Annotated in this window: 16 protein-coding genes; 5 read left to right on the top strand and 11 right to left on the bottom strand. The window is 64.8% G+C overall.

The window, feature by feature from the left end; genetic code table 11:
• Positions 1–32: 32 nt before the first annotated feature.
• On the bottom strand, positions 33–758 hold the full coding sequence (locus tag AC1RCO_RS26425) for a murein L,D-transpeptidase catalytic domain family protein (protein WP_053157782.1): 726 nt from the start codon (positions 756–758) through the stop codon (positions 33–35).
• Between the two features lie 153 nt (positions 759–911).
• Here AC1RCO_RS26425 and AC1RCO_RS26420 point away from each other — a divergent pair, with 153 nt between their 5' ends.
• Positions 912–2,483: a L,D-transpeptidase family protein gene (locus AC1RCO_RS26420; RefSeq protein ID WP_492618196.1), complete on the top strand. Its 1,572-nt coding sequence runs from the start codon at positions 912–914 to the stop codon at positions 2,481–2,483.
• Between the two features lie 184 nt (positions 2,484–2,667).
• On the opposite strand, the gene AC1RCO_RS26415 is transcribed toward AC1RCO_RS26420, so the two are convergent.
• Positions 2,668–4,548 (bottom strand): amidohydrolase, encoded by a 1,881-nt coding sequence (locus AC1RCO_RS26415; protein WP_342403620.1) that lies wholly within the window; start codon positions 4,546–4,548, stop codon positions 2,668–2,670.
• A 114-nt stretch (positions 4,549–4,662) separates the two neighbouring features.
• Between AC1RCO_RS26415 and AC1RCO_RS26410 the strand changes: the two genes are divergently transcribed.
• The gene (locus tag AC1RCO_RS26410) at positions 4,663–5,034 is read left to right on the top strand and encodes a hypothetical protein (RefSeq protein WP_015635176.1); all 372 of its coding nucleotides are present in this window, start codon (positions 4,663–4,665) and stop codon (positions 5,032–5,034) included.
• Positions 5,035–5,037: 3 nt separating this feature from the next.
• Entirely contained in the window at positions 5,038–5,220 is a 183-nt protein-coding gene (locus AC1RCO_RS26405) for a DUF1289 domain-containing protein (protein ID WP_011060713.1), read from the top strand.
• Here the strand turns inward: AC1RCO_RS26405 and AC1RCO_RS26400 are convergent, their stop codons facing one another.
• Positions 5,221–5,706: a hypothetical protein gene (locus tag AC1RCO_RS26400; RefSeq protein ID WP_011060714.1), complete on the bottom strand. Its 486-nt coding sequence runs from the start codon at positions 5,704–5,706 to the stop codon at positions 5,221–5,223.
• A 13-nt stretch (positions 5,707–5,719) separates the two neighbouring features.
• Positions 5,720–6,361, bottom strand: coding sequence for a LysE family translocator (locus AC1RCO_RS26395; protein WP_019094445.1), 642 nt, complete (start codon positions 6,359–6,361; stop codon positions 5,720–5,722).
• A gap of 246 nt (positions 6,362–6,607) precedes the next feature.
• On the opposite strand from AC1RCO_RS26395, the gene AC1RCO_RS26390 reads away from it, so the two are divergent.
• Positions 6,608–7,282 (top strand): ATPase, encoded by a 675-nt coding sequence (locus tag AC1RCO_RS26390; protein WP_342403617.1) that lies wholly within the window; start codon positions 6,608–6,610, stop codon positions 7,280–7,282.
• 86 nt (positions 7,283–7,368) lie between these two features.
• Here AC1RCO_RS26390 and AC1RCO_RS26385 read toward each other — a convergent pair whose 3' ends face one another.
• The 5 genes from AC1RCO_RS26385 to AC1RCO_RS26365 form a co-directional block, all read right to left on the bottom strand.
• Positions 7,369–7,587 (bottom strand): hypothetical protein, encoded by a 219-nt coding sequence (locus AC1RCO_RS26385; protein WP_019094443.1) that lies wholly within the window; start codon positions 7,585–7,587, stop codon positions 7,369–7,371.
• Between the two features lie 196 nt (positions 7,588–7,783).
• Positions 7,784–8,836, bottom strand: coding sequence for an NAD(P)-dependent alcohol dehydrogenase (locus AC1RCO_RS26380; RefSeq protein WP_065363729.1), 1,053 nt, complete (start codon positions 8,834–8,836; stop codon positions 7,784–7,786).
• A gap of 213 nt (positions 8,837–9,049) precedes the next feature.
• Positions 9,050–9,895 (bottom strand): CAP domain-containing protein, encoded by an 846-nt coding sequence (locus AC1RCO_RS26375; RefSeq protein WP_176707119.1) that lies wholly within the window; start codon positions 9,893–9,895, stop codon positions 9,050–9,052.
• Positions 9,896–9,995: 100 nt separating this feature from the next.
• Entirely contained in the window at positions 9,996–10,691 is a 696-nt protein-coding gene (locus AC1RCO_RS26370; protein ID WP_065363731.1) for a YwqG family protein, read from the bottom strand.
• 79 nt (positions 10,692–10,770) lie between these two features.
• Positions 10,771–11,730: a GlxA family transcriptional regulator gene (locus AC1RCO_RS26365; protein ID WP_220224174.1), complete on the bottom strand. Its 960-nt coding sequence runs from the start codon at positions 11,728–11,730 to the stop codon at positions 10,771–10,773.
• Positions 11,731–11,828: 98 nt separating this feature from the next.
• Between AC1RCO_RS26365 and AC1RCO_RS26360 the strand changes: the two genes are divergently transcribed.
• Positions 11,829–12,284: a tautomerase family protein gene (locus AC1RCO_RS26360; protein ID WP_185070184.1), complete on the top strand. Its 456-nt coding sequence runs from the start codon at positions 11,829–11,831 to the stop codon at positions 12,282–12,284.
• A gap of 27 nt (positions 12,285–12,311) precedes the next feature.
• On the opposite strand, the gene AC1RCO_RS26355 is transcribed toward AC1RCO_RS26360, so the two are convergent.
• Both AC1RCO_RS26355 and AC1RCO_RS26350 read right to left on the bottom strand, forming a co-directional pair.
• A complete protein-coding gene (locus AC1RCO_RS26355) occupies positions 12,312–12,806 on the bottom strand; it encodes a PaaI family thioesterase (RefSeq protein WP_011060723.1) in 495 nt (164 codons plus the stop codon).
• A gap of 104 nt (positions 12,807–12,910) precedes the next feature.
• The gene (locus AC1RCO_RS26350) at positions 12,911–13,552 is read right to left on the bottom strand and encodes a hypothetical protein (protein ID WP_220224175.1); all 642 of its coding nucleotides are present in this window, start codon (positions 13,550–13,552) and stop codon (positions 12,911–12,913) included.
• Positions 13,553–13,861 lie beyond the last annotated feature (309 nt).

Genomic DNA, 13,861 nt, shown 5'->3' with positions numbered 1-13,861 from the left:
GAGGGCAGGCGCCGAGCATCCAGCCGGCTTGCTCAGCCGCCGTTGGCGCTGAGGATGCTCGCCACCTGGCGTGGCTGGCAGTTGAGGTAGGGCGAGGTTTTCAACCAGCGCTGGTCCGGGTACCAGGAGAACATGAACTGGCCATCCTTGAGCTTGTCTATCACCTGGCGCGCCACTTGCGGGCGCACCGCGGGGCAGCCCTGGCTACGGCCGATGCGGCCCTGGCGCTGGCTCCACAAGGGGTTCACGTAGTCGGCGGCATGGATCACGATGTCGCGGTCCCGGGCCCGGTCGTTGAAGCCCGGTTCCAGGCCGTCCATGCGCAGCGAGTAGCCATGGCTGCCTTCGTAGCTTTCCTGGGTGCGGAACAGGCCCAGGCTGGATTGGTAGCTGCCCAGGCGATTGGAGAACTGGGTAGCGAAGTTTTCCCCGGATTTCTGCCCGTGGGCCACCAGGTCGCGCAGCACCAGTTTTTTGGTCCGCAGGTCGAAGATCCACAGGCGCCGTTCGGTGGAGGGCTGCGAGTAGTCGATCACCGCCAGGTGGCGGGCTTGTCGGGCGCCGCTGCCTACCGCGCATTGCATGGCGCTCAGGGCACTTTTCAGGGCCTGGGGATTGAGTTGCGGGGCGGCGTGGGCGAGGCTGGCGTACAGCGTGGGGCTGGCGACGGGCTGGACTTTGCTGGCGGCGAAGGACGAAATGGAAAAGGCGCCCAGGGCAATGGCCACCAGGCAGAACCGGCACGAGAAATTCAACATGTATAGAGCGTCCCCATGGTCACTTTGGCTCCTGACGTCCTGTCGTTCCCCCGGCAGTCTGGTCTATATGTTTAATGCCCAGGCCCGATTGTTTTCCGCATCTGCCGTAATGGTTGGCCGCCCGCTGGGCGCCCACGGATTGGAGTAAAGCAGTTGTTCAAAAAAACCGCATGTTACTTGACCCTGTGCCTGCTCGCTGCGCCATTGGTCGCGCTGGCCGATGAGCTGCCACAGCTGTCGGCGAGCCCGATGCAAACGGCGCTGACGCAACTGGCCGTGGCCTGCCCGGCCCTGGCGCCGCGGCTCAATACCCCGGCCCAGCAGCTGTTGCAGGGCTTCTACCAGCAACAGGGCGAACAGCAGGTGTGGTCCGTGGCGGGCCGCCTGGCCAGCTTGCAGGCGCAGTTGGCGCAACTGGTGGACGACGGGCTGGACCCGGGCCACTACCGCCTGCCGCAGGCGAGCCCGGCGGGAGATGGCCTGTGCAGCGATATCGATATCACCCATCAGTACCTGCAAGCCCTGCAGGACCTGCATTACGGTCGCCTGGCGCAAAGCCGCTTCGAGCCTATGTGGCGGGCCCAGCCGCTGCCGGACGATCGCCAGAGCGCGCTGCTGGCGATTGCCGTGCCGGGCATCACCCACATCGCCACGGCCTTCGAGCAGGCGCGCCCCAGCCTCGCGCAATACCGCAACCTGCGCCAGGCCTATGCCCATGAGCGCCAGCAACCCTTGCCCCAGTGGCAGGCCGTGGCCGGCGGCCCGTTGCTGCGCCCGGACATGCAGGACAAGCGGGTGCCGGACCTGGCCCTGCGCCTGTACCACGGCGGCTACCTGCAAAGCCCGGTGGTCAACCCGGACAACGCCTACAGCGGCGAGCTGGTCAGCGCGGTGAAGAACTTCCAGCTTGGCCATTCGCTGCAGGCCGACGGTGTGGTCGGCGCGGGCACCCTGAAAGAGATGAACATCAGCCCGGCCGAGCGCCGCGAGCAGTTGCGCATCAACCTCGAACGCCTGCGCTGGCTGGCCCAGGATTACGAGCCGAACCTGGTGCTGGTGAACGTTGCCGCCGCCCAGTTGACCTTCTATCAGCACGACGCGGTGGTCTGGCAGACCCGCACCCAGGTCGGCCGCGCGGAGCGCCAGACGCCCTTGCTCAAATCCCAGGTCACCCGGCTGACCCTGAACCCCACCTGGACCGTGCCGCCGACCATCCTCAAGGAAGACAAGCTGCCGGAAATCCGCCGCGACCAGGGTTTCCTCAACCGCCAGAACCTGCAGGTGCTGGATGCCAACGGCCAGCCCCTGGCGGCCGAGGACATCGACTGGGACCGCCCCGGCAACATCCTCCTGCGCCAGGGCGCTGGCCCGCGCAACCCCTTGGGGCGCATCGCCATCCGCTTCCCCAACCCGTTCTCGGTGTACCTGCACGACACCCCGAGCCAGGCGCTGTTCAGCAAGGGGCCGCGGGCCTTCAGCTCCGGCTGCGTGCGGGTCGAGCAGGCCCTGCAACTGCGCGACTGGCTGCTCAGCCCGGCGGAGCGGTTGCGCACCAACGAGCTGTTGGCCACCGGCCTGACCCACGAGTTCCGCCTGGCCAAGCCGGTGCCGATCCTGCTCAGCTACTGGACGGTGCAGGCCGACAGCCACGGGCAACTGCTGTATGCCCCGGATATCTACGGGCATGACCAGGTGCTGTCGACTGCGCTGGGCAGCAAGATCTGATGTGGCTGTGTGGGTGAAGGCAAACCCTGGCCAGGGAGCTTGCTCCCGCTGGGGGGGCGTAGCCGCCCCGAGGCCTTCATGGCGCTCTAGCGGACGCAGGCTCTCTCGCCACCGTCGCCTTAGCGCGAGCAGAAAAAACGCCGCGGTGCCTGGATGGGCGTCGCGGCGTTTTCCATAGCAGGTTTCAAGGCTGCACAGGCGCCAGCCGGTCGTAGATCACATCCAGGGCCGGGCCCAGGTCGCCGTCGCCCTGGGCCACGGCCTTGATGCCCTGGGGCACCGGCAATGACGGATCGCCATGCATCCCGAACGGCGGCGGCAAGCCTGCCACCTTTGCCGGACGCTCATAGATCACCCGGCCTTCCTTGATGGTCTTGAGCACTTGGATCTCGCTCAGGGTCTCGGGTTTGACGGTCAGCGGGTTGGCCGAGAGCACCGCGAAATCCGCCAGCTTGCCCGGGGTGATGGAGCCTTTGCGGTCTTCTTCGAAATGCTGGTAGGCCGACCACAGGGTCATGGCCTTCAGCGCCTGCAAGGGCGTCACCCGCTGGTCCGGGCCGAGTACGTAGCCGCTGCGGGTGGTGCGGTTGACCGTGGCTGCCAGCACTCGCATGGAGTCCGGCAGGGCCACCGGTGCATCGTGGTGGGTGGTGAATTTCATCCCGGCCTGGAGCACCCACTGGGTCGGCGAGATGTTTTCCGCGCGTTCGGGCCCCAGCACCGACTGGCGATGCCAGTCGCCCCAGTAGTAGGTGTGCATGGGGAACAGGGAAGGGAAGATCTTCAGTTGCTTGAGTTCGGCCACCTGGTCCTTGCGCAGGGTCTGGCCGTGGATCATTACCGGCCGCACATCGACCCCGGGGTAGGCCTGTTCCGCGGCACGCATGGAACCGAGCAACTGGTCGATGGCGCGGTCGCCGTTGGTGTGGGAGAGGATCTGCCAGCGGTTGGCCAGGGCCTCTTTATAGATGGCCAGGGCGTCGGCGTCCTTGACCACGCCGTAGCCGGCATAGCTGGCGTCCTGGCCCTGGGGCGGCTTGAAGTAGGGCTGGCTCAGCCAGGCCGTCTTGCCCTGGGGCGAACCGTCCAGGGTCAGCTTGACCCCACCGATGCGAAAGTGCTGGTTGTACACCACCGGCTGGTTGCTCGGGTGATACCAGGGCGCGACCATCAGTTGCTTGACGCCGGGGGTGAGGATATCCGGGTAGGAGACGATGTCCGCCAGCAACTTGCCATCGCCCGCGGCCTTGATCGCGGTCTTGACCTGGTCCGGGGAAGAGCGGCCGTCCTGGATCGTGGTGTAGCCATAGCTGACATACAGCTTCTGCCCGGCGCTGAGCATGTCCACCGCCTGGTCGGCGGTGAGCTTGGGGAAGATCTTGATCAGGGCGTTGAAGAAGGCGTTTTCCTCCAGCACTCCGTTGGGCTCCTGGCTGCCGTCGACGCGGCGGATAACCCCGCCTTCCGGGTTGGGGGTCGACGCGTCGATCCCCGCCAGTTCCAGCGCCTTGCTGTTGAGCACCCCCAGATGCGAGGACTGGTGGACGATGGCGATGGGCAGGTCGCGGGTCACGGCGTCCAGGTCGGCCTTGGTGGGGTGGCGCTGTTCCTGTAACTGGGAATCGTCATAGCCAAAGCCGAACAGCACGCCGAACTGCTTGGGGATCGGCGACTGCTGCTCAAAGCTGCGCAGGGTTTCCTGGAGCCCGGGGATGCTGTTGTTGGTTCCATCCGGTGGCGGCAGCAGGTTGGCGCTGGCAGCCTGGAAACCCACCATCGACACATGGCCGTGGGGGTCGACGAAGCCCGGTAGCAGGGTCGCGCCCTTGAGGTCGAGCATCTGCGTGGCCGGGCCCTTGTTCTTGAGTACGTGTTGCCGGTCACCCACGGCGAGGATCTTGCCGTCCTTCACCGCCACTGCCTGGGCCTTGGGGTGCTGGTCATCGATGGTGATGATCGGGCCGTTGAACCAGATGGCGTCGGCCACCGGCGGCGTGGCCGCCAGGGCGCTGGCACTGGCGAGCTGGAGCGCTGCCACGAGCAGCGCGAAGGAGGTCTTTTGCATGTGCGTTCTTCCTTGAAGCGGGCAGGAGCGCACTAGCCTAGCCGCAAAGCGCCGCCGCGGGCGAGTGGCTTGAGGTATGGTGTGCGGCCTTTTAGCTGCGACTCAAGGCTTGTCATGCCATTCAACAAACGCCAGCAGGCGGCCACGGAGCGCCTGCTGGCCGCCACCCTGACCGAAGCCTGCGAAGCCGCCAAGGCCGAAATCGTCGGTTTTTCCTGGCTGACCCACGAAGTGGACTACGCCGCCTTTGCGGCGAGCCTGGTGGTGGTCTGGGTCTTCGACACCCAGGCCCACAAGGAGCAGGCCCTGGCGGCCGGGCAGGGCGCGCGGATGCTCGAACTGACGGCCCGGGCCCTGGAAGAGGCCGATGTTCACCTCGACGCCCTGGAAACCCGTGTGTTCTTCGACAGCGAAGAGCAATGCCGGCGGATCAATGGTGGCGATTGGGCGCAACGCCTGAAGCGCCTGCGCCCGGGCCGGGGTTGAGCCATGGCCAAGGAAATCGACAACCCCTGCATCGCCCTGTGCCAGCTCAGTGGCGACCTGTGCCTGAGTTGCGGGCGCAGCAAGGACGACATCCGCAAATGGAAGCGCATGAAGCGCCCGGAAAAAATGGCCGCCGTGCAGCGGGCCGGCATCCGGCTCAAGGCCTTGCAGAAAAAGAAGGGCTGATCAGGTATCGCTCTGGAATTGGCCGGCGCCCAGGCGCCGCACGCTCAGCCAGAAGTCTTCCCCAGGTTCGTACTCGGCCAGAGACAGGCGGTGCACCTGTCCCTGCTCGTCCTCCACCGTCAGGCTGGTCTCCCAGTCGAAATCCGGGTTCTGGGAAATGGTGTAGGACGGGTAAGGGCTGTTGATCTCGAAATGAATCGAGTAGACCTCCAGTGGCGGGCACGACAGCAGGCCTTGTGCGTACAGCTGCCAGACCTTGCGCATGCCGGGCACGCACAGGCGCTCGGCAAAGGCCAGGGCCTGGGGGATGTCGTCCCAGGCGGCCTGTACCCCTTGCTGCGCGGTCGCGAGCCGGCGCTGGGGCGGTTCGTTGCTGGGGTGCTGGACGTAGACCAGGCGGCTGCCGAACTGCAATTCGCATTGCAGCACGCCGGCAGTGGTTTCCCAGTGGCCCAGCAGCGATTCCTTGAGCAGGTCTATTTGCATCGCGTCTGAGGGCTCAGGCCGTTTGCCGGCGCATGGCCAGGATGGTGGTGCCGAAGAAGATAAAGGTGGAACCCACCACCCGGTTGACCCACTTGGACAGGGCCGGCCGGGTCAGCACGCCCTTGGCCCGGGAGGCCAGCACCGCGTAGACGCTGAGGGAGGTCAGGGACAGCGCCATGAAGATCAGGGTCAGGATGAAGAACTGCGGCAGCAGCGCGGCGTGCTGGTCGATGAACTGGGGGAACAGGGCGGTGAAGAAGATGGTCGCCTTGGGGTTGGTGGCGGCGGTCAGGAAGGCCGACTTGAACAGCTTCAGGCGCGGCGGCTTGCCGACCTGGGTGCTGTCTGCGCTGGCTTCGCTCAGCAGTTGGCTCTTGCTGAACAGCTGCTTGGCACCCAGGTAGAACAGGTAGCCGGCACCGACGATCTTCACCGCGTTGAAGATCCATTCGGAACTGGCGATCAGTGCCCCGAGGCCGAGCATGGCCGCGGCAGACATGCAGAACAGCCCGCTGACATTGCCCAGCGATGACCAGATAGTGGACTTGGCGCCGTAGGCCACGCTGTTGTGCAGCGCCACCAGGGTAGCGGGGCCGGGGCTGGCGATGGCGATGGCTGCCACCAGGGTGTAGGTCAGTATCGAGTGAGCATCCATGGTCCGGACTCGTCTTGCAGAAAAAGGGGGCTTGATTCTATCGGGGCCAGGGCGGGCTGTATGCCAGAAATTGACGGCTTTATCGAAGGGCGCGAGCGGCGCAGGCCAGCGCCTTCGAGGCGCATCGGTGCCCATTGTCAACCATTGCTGCAATCGATAGTTATCATCAAAAAGTGCAGGTTCCGTTTTTCCGGCAAAGGAGGAAGATAGCGCTTACACCGTGCTTGCTGCAGAAGGAAACACCCGATGAGAATCTCGACTCTAGTGACCCTCGTGGTGCTTTTGATCGCGGGAACCGGGGCTTCTGCGGCCACCCTCGCCACTGAAGACACCTCCTGCCACTTCCTGCCCATGGCCGACAGCAGCACCGACCTGCAACACGCGCAGTCGGTAGGCGTGCTGTACAGCGAAAACACCATCAGCACCCTGCAATACCTGGAGCACTACCATGCGGTGGCGCTCAACGGGGCGAAGAATGCCGGCCTCGATCCGCGCATCAGCCAAGCCTTCGTCAACAGCTCGGACCCGAAACGGGCAATCGACTGGCTGATGGCTTCGCTGCAGAAGCATTTCGGTTCGGTGACCGTCTATGACAGCCTTGACGCGGTGGTCCAGGCCCACCCCGATGTGGTGGTGATGCTCGATACCTACAACCAGCTGGTGACCAAGCGCAACAGCAAGGTCGAGGCGCGCTTCATCGCCAAGTTCTATGACGCCAACCTGCAGTACATCGGCCAGGCAGCCGGGATCCAGGCCAAGGAACTGCCGTCGGTCTGGGTACGGGGCAAGGCGGCGCCGGAGATCGCTGCGCAGATCAACCAGCAGACCGAGTTGCAGGTCTATGCCCTGAAGCAGTTCGACGCATCGCTCAAGGCCCTGGTGAGCCAGGGCGAAGCGGGGCAGATGGCGGCCAACAAATGAGTTGCAGGCAGGCCTGATGAAAAAAAGCCCCGAATGTTCGGGGCTTTTGCTTTGTGCCTGGCCGGGGGCAGCCTGTGGCGCGGTGCCTAGGCCGAGGCCAGAACCCCCGCGACCAGCAGCGCTATGCCCAGGTACCAGCCCCAGAGAAAGGGCCGGGCTTGCGGGTCTTTCCTGGCGTAGACGTACACATAGAAGGGAATGAACAGGCTGAGGATGGCATTGCCCAAAGAATTCTTCAGGGCCACGCAGAAAATCGCGAACTGCATCGCCACCGTAAGTGCCAGCCCTGACAGGATCAGGAACATAACCATTGAATCGTCTCGCTATCGAATGAAGGTCGGTCACCCCCTCTGGTGCGTCGCGGCCCGGATGCGGGCAGCGGCGCGCCAGAGGGAGCGGTGTGACGGGTTATCGACACGGCGGTGCAAAGCAATAGGCAAGGGTGCCGTCATCGACCCTTCATTCACTTGCGAGCGTTCACTGCTGGTGCCAGGCCGGGTTTCAGGCGCCGCTGCCCAGGGACGCCATGTCGATCACGAAGCGGTAGCGCACATCGGCCCGTTCCATACGTTCGAAGGCCTGGTTGATGTCCTGCATGGCGATCATTTCGCAGTCCGGGAGGATGTTCTTGCGCGCGCAGAAGTCGAGCATTTCCTGGGTCTGGGCGATGCCGCCGATGGGTGAACCGGCCAGCCGGCGCCGGCCCAGGAGCATGGGCAGGGTCAGTTGTTCGTCGATCGGCCCGACCTGGCCGACGATCACCAGGGTGCAGTCGATGTCCAGCAGGGGCATGTAGGGCGAGACGTCGTGGCGCACCGGAATGGTGTCGATGATCAGGTCGAAGCTCGACTGGGCGCGGGCCATGGCCTGCGGGTCGCTGGACACCAGCAGTGCATCGGCGCCCAGGGCCAGGGCGTCGGCGCGCTTGTCGGCGCTGCGGCTCAGGACCGTGACCTTGGCTCCCATGCCCACCGCCAGCTTGACCGCCATGTGCCCCAGGCCACCGAGGCCGATGACCCCGACCCGGCTGCCGGGCCCGACATTCCAGGTGCGCAGCGGCGAATAGGTGGTGATGCCGGCGCACAGCAGCGGCGCGGCCTTGGCCAGGTCCAGGCCCTCGGGCACCCGCAGGACGAATTCTTCGCGCACCACCAGGTGCTTGGAGTAGCCGCCGTAGGTCACCTCGCGGGTGATGCGGTCCAGGCCGTTGTAGGTCTGGGTATTGTGCTCGCGGCACATCTGTTCTTCGCCCTTGCGGCACTGGTCGCACACCTGGCAGGAGTCCACCATGCAGCCGACGGCGACGCTGTCGCCGACCTTGTACCGCTTGACCTCGGGGCCGACGGCGGTGACCCGGCCGACGATCTCGTGGCCCGGGACCATGGGGTAGCGGCTGGCGCCCCAGTCGTTGCGCGCCTGGTGCAGGTCGGAGTGGCAGACCCCGCAATATAGGATTTCCATCGCCACATCGTTGGCGCGCAGGGCGCGACGCTGGAAGGTGAAAGGTGCCAGGGGAACCCCGGCGGACTGCGCTGCGTAACCGAAGGTTTGCATGATCAGCGTTCCTGTGTGAGGGAGAGCGAATGATCCGAAGGCAGGGCTACAAGCATAGAAGCCCCGGGCGCACCGTGAGGACGGCCGACCGATGGTTGTGCGGGCCAACCGGCCGCGCACCGCGCAGGCCGGGGTGAGTGAGTGTCGCTCCTTCGTTGTCCTGGGGGCCCGGTTGCAGCTTCAGGGCGTGGCAGCCACGCCCAGGCACTGGGCTCAGGGCGCGCCGAACATCGCGGTCCAGTAAATGCCGGCATCGCTTTTCGGGTCCACCGCGTAGGCCGCGCCCAGCTCGCTGTAGGCCGGGTTCATCAGGTTGGCGCAATGCCCGGGGCTGGCCAGCCAGCCGTCCACCACCTTGCGCACCGTGTCCTGGCCGGCGGCGATATTCTCGCCCACCTGCTGGCCGGCATAGCCTGCCAGTTCCGCGCGGTCACCCGGGGTTCGGCCGTCATGGTCCTTGTGGTCGAAGTAGTTCTGGTTGGCCATGGCCCGGCTGTGTTCCTCGGCGGTGGTACCCAGGGTGGCGTTCCAGGCCAGGGGCGCGGTGGCGGCAAAACCCTGGCCACCACATTGCCGGGGCTGGCCGCGGGCACTGTTGATCTGCGCGAGCAGTTGCTGGCCCTCGGCCTGCCAGTCCCCCAGGCGCGCGGACAGCAGCGGTCGCGCGAGCACGATGCGCCACTGGTTGGCCTGGCGATTGACACCGATATCGACGAACTGCGGGTCCAGCACCACCTGGCAGAAGCTCTCGCGTACCGCCTGCATCGCCGCCTGGGCATCCCGGGGGCCGGACAGGCTGATGGCCTGCACGTTGACCATGGGGTAGGCCGCCCGGGCCAGGGCCTGCTGCAGGTCACCGACGTTGTCCACCGGCAGGATCAGCCGTGGGTCGCCGGTCAGCGGCGGCAGCTCCGAGGAGGCCTGGTTGGCGCAGCGTTGCGGCTGGCTGCGGTAGGCGTTGATCGATTCGATCAGTTGCGACTGGTCGTCGGCGACGGCGCCGGTGGCCGCCAGCAAGCCCAGGGCCAGGGCTGCGGCGGGCAAGAACAGTGAGCGCATGGGCATGCAAGTCTCCCGGGAAATGGACAGCGCCCATGATGCACCCGGCGCCGGGGCATTTCATCCGCCGGTGGATGAAATCGGTGTTAGCCGCTGCGCCTCAATGGAAGTCGTAGTACAGCGCCCATTCGCCGCTGGCGGGGTGTTTCCAGAACATCAGGCTGCCGCCGTGCACCACGTTGAGTCCGATCTTGGCGTCGGAGGAAATCTGCATCACGAATTCGAAGCCGTCCCCGACATCGACTCCCGACTGGCAGAACGAGGGGTAGCCCCCGAGCTTGTGCTGGTAGCAATGGTTCACCAGGTCGTAGTAGCACTCGATCTGCCCGGAGTTTTCCAGTTCGAGGATTTCCCGCTCCAGGTCCTCTGGCACGCCACCGCCGTCCCACAGCGGAAAGTCCGCGGGCACGGCTTCGGGCTTGAGCGGGAAGGGTTTGAGAAAGGCCCCGGGGGCAGTCAGGTCCTTGCGCACCAGCACATCCTCGGCACGGTACTCGCGAATCAGCCAGCGCTCGCCCATGGGTTCCAGGGGCTCGGGAAAGGGGTTGGCGACGAACACCGTGAGCACCCGCACGCCTTCCAGCAGCGGGCTGTGGAAGGGCAGCGCCGGCAGATAGAGCTGGGCGAACGGCAGCAGGGTTTCCCCGGCGCTGTTGCGCGGCAACTCTTCATCCTCGCGAAACAGAAAGACCCGGCCCAGCCAGCTTTCCTCGTCGCTGCCGGAGGGGCGAAAACCGCCGGGAATCAATTGCAGCGCCGGCTTGGCCAGGCGGCGCTGGATTTCCTGAATGTCCATGGTCAGGGCAGGTGTCCTGTTCGAAAGAAAGGGAGCGGCAATGTATCAAAAGTCCTCTTGCCTGGGGACCGTGGTGGGCTCAGCGCAATTGCCTCGGAGTGGCGTTGAGCAACTTGCGCATCAGCCGGCGCAGGGCCGTGGCGTCCTGGTATCCCACCTGTTCGGCCACGTGCTCCACCGAATATTTGCTGCTTTGCAACAGAGCCCTCGCCCGGTTCAGTTGCACATTCTGGATCAGGCGCAAGCTGCTGTGGCCGGTGACCTTGCGTATCTGGCGACCCAGGGTCCGTTCGGACATGCTGAACTGTGCGGCCAGTTCGCCGACGCTGGGCAGGTTTGGCAAGCCGGCTTCGATATGGGCGGTAAGCCGGCTGATCAGGGTGTTGCCCTGGGCCATCATTGCCGGTACCCGAAACGGCGCCTGCAATTGCCGCCGATCAATCAGCAGCGTCTGCCCCACCGCGTCTGCCAAGCTCGTGCCGAAACGGCTGCGCAGCAGATGCAGCATCAAATCCGATTGGCCAAATGCTGCTCCGGCGGTGGTTAGCGGAGGGTCGACCACAACCATCTGGTCCGGATCCACCTTGGTGTCGACGGCCCACTCTTGCAGCAGCGGCGCCAACCACCAGGAGGTCGTAACCCGGCGCCCGGGCAGGAGCCCGGCGGCCTGCAACAGGAAAACGGCGGAACAGGATGCCGCCACTTCGCCTCCGAGTTCCAGATGATCGCGCAGTGCATCCAGCAACGGGGCAATGTCTGCTTGCAGCAGGCGCTGGGCGATGGCCTCGGGGGTGTCAATGCCCAGCCCCGGCACTATCCAGCAGGACCGATCATCGTCCCTGGCATCCAGGGCCTCGACCTCGAGCAGCAGGCCCTGGCCCAGGGCTACCTGGCCAGCCTGCAAGGCACAAACCCGCCAGCGCGGAGCCCCGAGCCCCAGGCGTGGGGCCAGCAGCGCGGCGCTGGAAAGCATGTCCAGGGTCAGGGCGACGCTGGAGGCAAAGGAACCGGGTAGGAGCAAGACGGTGAAATCGTTCATTGGCGGATTATGCATGAAAGATGTCGAATCGGTCGCTGTTGGCCAGGGATGAGCACAGGCTCAATAGCCGCTCCTTTTCTGTGTAAGTGGTGATGCCGATGCCTAATATTCTGATCAAGATCCCCCAGGGCGCTTTCGATGCCCGGCAGCGTGCCAAGGTCTTGCAAGAGGTTACCCAAGTGGCCCTGACGGTGGAGCAAATAGGTGATGACCCCCGTCAGCGGGCGTTGTGCTGGGTACTGCTGGAAGAGCTGGCGCCGGGCTTCTGGAGTTGTGGCGGTGCCGACTCCAGTGCCCAGGCGGTTCCTTGCATGGTCCGGGTCAAGGTCCCGGCGGGCGTGCTCGATGCTGCCCAGCGCCAGGCCTATGTCGAGGGCTTGCATCAGGCGCTGGCCGCCTGTCTGGCAGAGGACGATCCGCGAATGCTGATGACCTCGATCCTGCTGGATGACGTGGCTGATGGCACCTGGGGGGCCAACGGTTCGTTGTGGCGGCTGGCGGATTTTGCCCGAGCGGCGGGCTATCGGCACCTGTCCCACCTGCATGGGCGATAGTTCCGACCGCCTTCCCAGGCCCTCGGCTCAGGCGTCTCTACCGTGAGCCGCTGCCGCGAGCTGGCTGGTATCGACCCGCACGAAGACCGAATCGCCAATGGCGGTCAGCACATCGCCGGCATACACCTCGCAGATCACCTGGCTCTTGCGGCCTACTTCACCCTCGACCCTGGCACGCAGGGTCAGGGGCACGCCCATGGGGGTGGGCTTGATGAACTTGATGCCCAGGTTGCCGGTGACGCAGTCGATGCGTGGCAGGCTGCCGGGCTCGCGCTGTTCGTTGCGGTAGTGGTAGGCCATGGCGGTCCAGTTGGAGTGGCAGTCCACCAGCATGGCGATCAGGCCGCCGTAGACCAGGTCCGGCCAGCCGCAGTACTTGGCGTCGGGCAGGTGCTCGGCCACCACGTGCACACCGTCCTCGTGCCAGTGGCTCTTGATGTGCAGGCCGTGATGGTTGCTGCTGCCGCAGCCGAAGCACACGCCTTCGGGGGCGGTGGTGTCTTGCAGTGAGGTCGGGTGCATGGTTGTTCCTTGTTGTTCTTGGGGGCGCGGCGCCGGGTGCTTTCCCGGCGTTGCAGCGCAGCATCCTATCCAATTTGCCTGAACGATCGAAGGCCGGATTGCAGCTAGCTGGGGTAGTGCATGGTCAGCACGGCCCAGCGCAGGTTCTCGACCCCGGGTACTTCGCCAATATCGCGGGAGGCGTGTTCGACCCAGCCGGTGTATTCCACGACCGCCTCCAGATGCTTTGTCCATTTATCCTCTGTGAAGCCGACGCCGAAGATGATCACGCTGCCGCTGGCGACCTTTTCTTCCTTGGCCTTCAGGCGTGTCATGTACCAGTAGTCGTTCGATGCCGAGATGAACAACTTGCCTTGGTTGGCGTTGGCAAAGGGCGCCTTGAGTTCAATGAAGTGGAAGCGCTGCTTGTCTGCATCGCGGATCCACAGGTCACATTGCTTATGGTGTATGTCCATGTCGGACCAGCGCTGGTCCAGGGCGACCTTGTATTCCACGCCCACGTCACCGAGCCAGCCGTCGCGGGGCCCGGCCAACCCCCGGTGCTGGATCAGCCAGAAATAGAATTCGAACTTCAGCCAGCCCTCGAAACCATTGCCGAGCACGCTGAGGGCCGAGGGAAGGTGCGGGCGCTCCTGTTCCCAGGACTTCAGGAACGCGCGGAATTCTGTTGCAACACTGTCGATACCTTGCATGGCCGTCCTTTGCAGTAAATGGGTGAAAGTGGTGTTGTGGCGCGGTGCCATCATGCATCAAGGTCGCCTGTTGGCGAAGGTGCATTTGCCGCTTTGAATGAGGGGCGGCCAGCGTCGTTGTGACGCATTGATTGCGGCAGGTGTCGTACTGCGTCGAGGTTTTCCCGGGCGGGCGGCTCGTGGCTCCGGCCAAGACAGGCTGATGCCGTAATGATATTCTTGCGCTGAATCGGTTCATCGTTTGTGCAGAAATACCTTACCCGTGCTTAGCTTCAAGTGGCCTGTTCGGGTCCCTTGCAAGGCTGTGGGAGTGTCTGCACGACCCCGCCGAATGTAATGTCAGGCAGTGTTCGTTTACCTCTT

Source organism: Pseudomonas sp. GW823-FHT03E05 (genome assembly GCF_058796855.1).
Note: the sequence above shows the minus strand (reverse complement) of the source record. Positions and strands in the feature narration are given on the sequence as shown.

Bases quoted from the DNA above. Each gene is read 5' to 3' on its own strand.
- AC1RCO_RS26395 (WP_019094445.1), bottom strand. From the start codon at position 6,361: ATGGATGCTCACTCGATACTGACCTACACCCTGGTGGCAGCCATCGCC.
- AC1RCO_RS26375 (WP_176707119.1), bottom strand. From the start codon at position 9,895: ATGCGCTCACTGTTCTTGCCCGCCGCAGCCCTGGCCCTGGGCTTGCTG.
- AC1RCO_RS26355 (WP_011060723.1), bottom strand. From the start codon at position 12,806: ATGCACCCGACCTCACTGCAAGACACCACCGCCCCCGAAGGCGTGTGC.
- AC1RCO_RS26350 (WP_220224175.1), bottom strand. From the start codon at position 13,552: ATGATGGCACCGCGCCACAACACCACTTTCACCCATTTACTGCAAAGG.
- AC1RCO_RS26365 (WP_220224174.1), bottom strand. From the start codon at position 11,730: ATGAACGATTTCACCGTCTTGCTCCTACCCGGTTCCTTTGCCTCCAGC.
- AC1RCO_RS26385 (WP_019094443.1), bottom strand. From the start codon at position 7,587: ATGTTCCTGATCCTGTCAGGGCTGGCACTTACGGTGGCGATGCAGTTC.
- AC1RCO_RS26405 (WP_011060713.1), top strand. From the start codon at position 5,038: ATGGCCAAGGAAATCGACAACCCCTGCATCGCCCTGTGCCAGCTCAGT.
- AC1RCO_RS26410 (WP_015635176.1), top strand. From the start codon at position 4,663: ATGCCATTCAACAAACGCCAGCAGGCGGCCACGGAGCGCCTGCTGGCC.
- AC1RCO_RS26415 (WP_342403620.1), bottom strand. From the start codon at position 4,548: ATGCAAAAGACCTCCTTCGCGCTGCTCGTGGCAGCGCTCCAGCTCGCC.
- AC1RCO_RS26390 (WP_342403617.1), top strand. From the start codon at position 6,608: ATGAGAATCTCGACTCTAGTGACCCTCGTGGTGCTTTTGATCGCGGGA.
- AC1RCO_RS26370 (WP_065363731.1), bottom strand. From the start codon at position 10,691: ATGGACATTCAGGAAATCCAGCGCCGCCTGGCCAAGCCGGCGCTGCAA.
- AC1RCO_RS26425 (WP_053157782.1), bottom strand. From the start codon at position 758: ATGTTGAATTTCTCGTGCCGGTTCTGCCTGGTGGCCATTGCCCTGGGC.
- AC1RCO_RS26360 (WP_185070184.1), top strand. From the start codon at position 11,829: ATGCCTAATATTCTGATCAAGATCCCCCAGGGCGCTTTCGATGCCCGG.
- AC1RCO_RS26400 (WP_011060714.1), bottom strand. From the start codon at position 5,706: ATGCAAATAGACCTGCTCAAGGAATCGCTGCTGGGCCACTGGGAAACC.
- AC1RCO_RS26380 (WP_065363729.1), bottom strand. From the start codon at position 8,836: ATGCAAACCTTCGGTTACGCAGCGCAGTCCGCCGGGGTTCCCCTGGCA.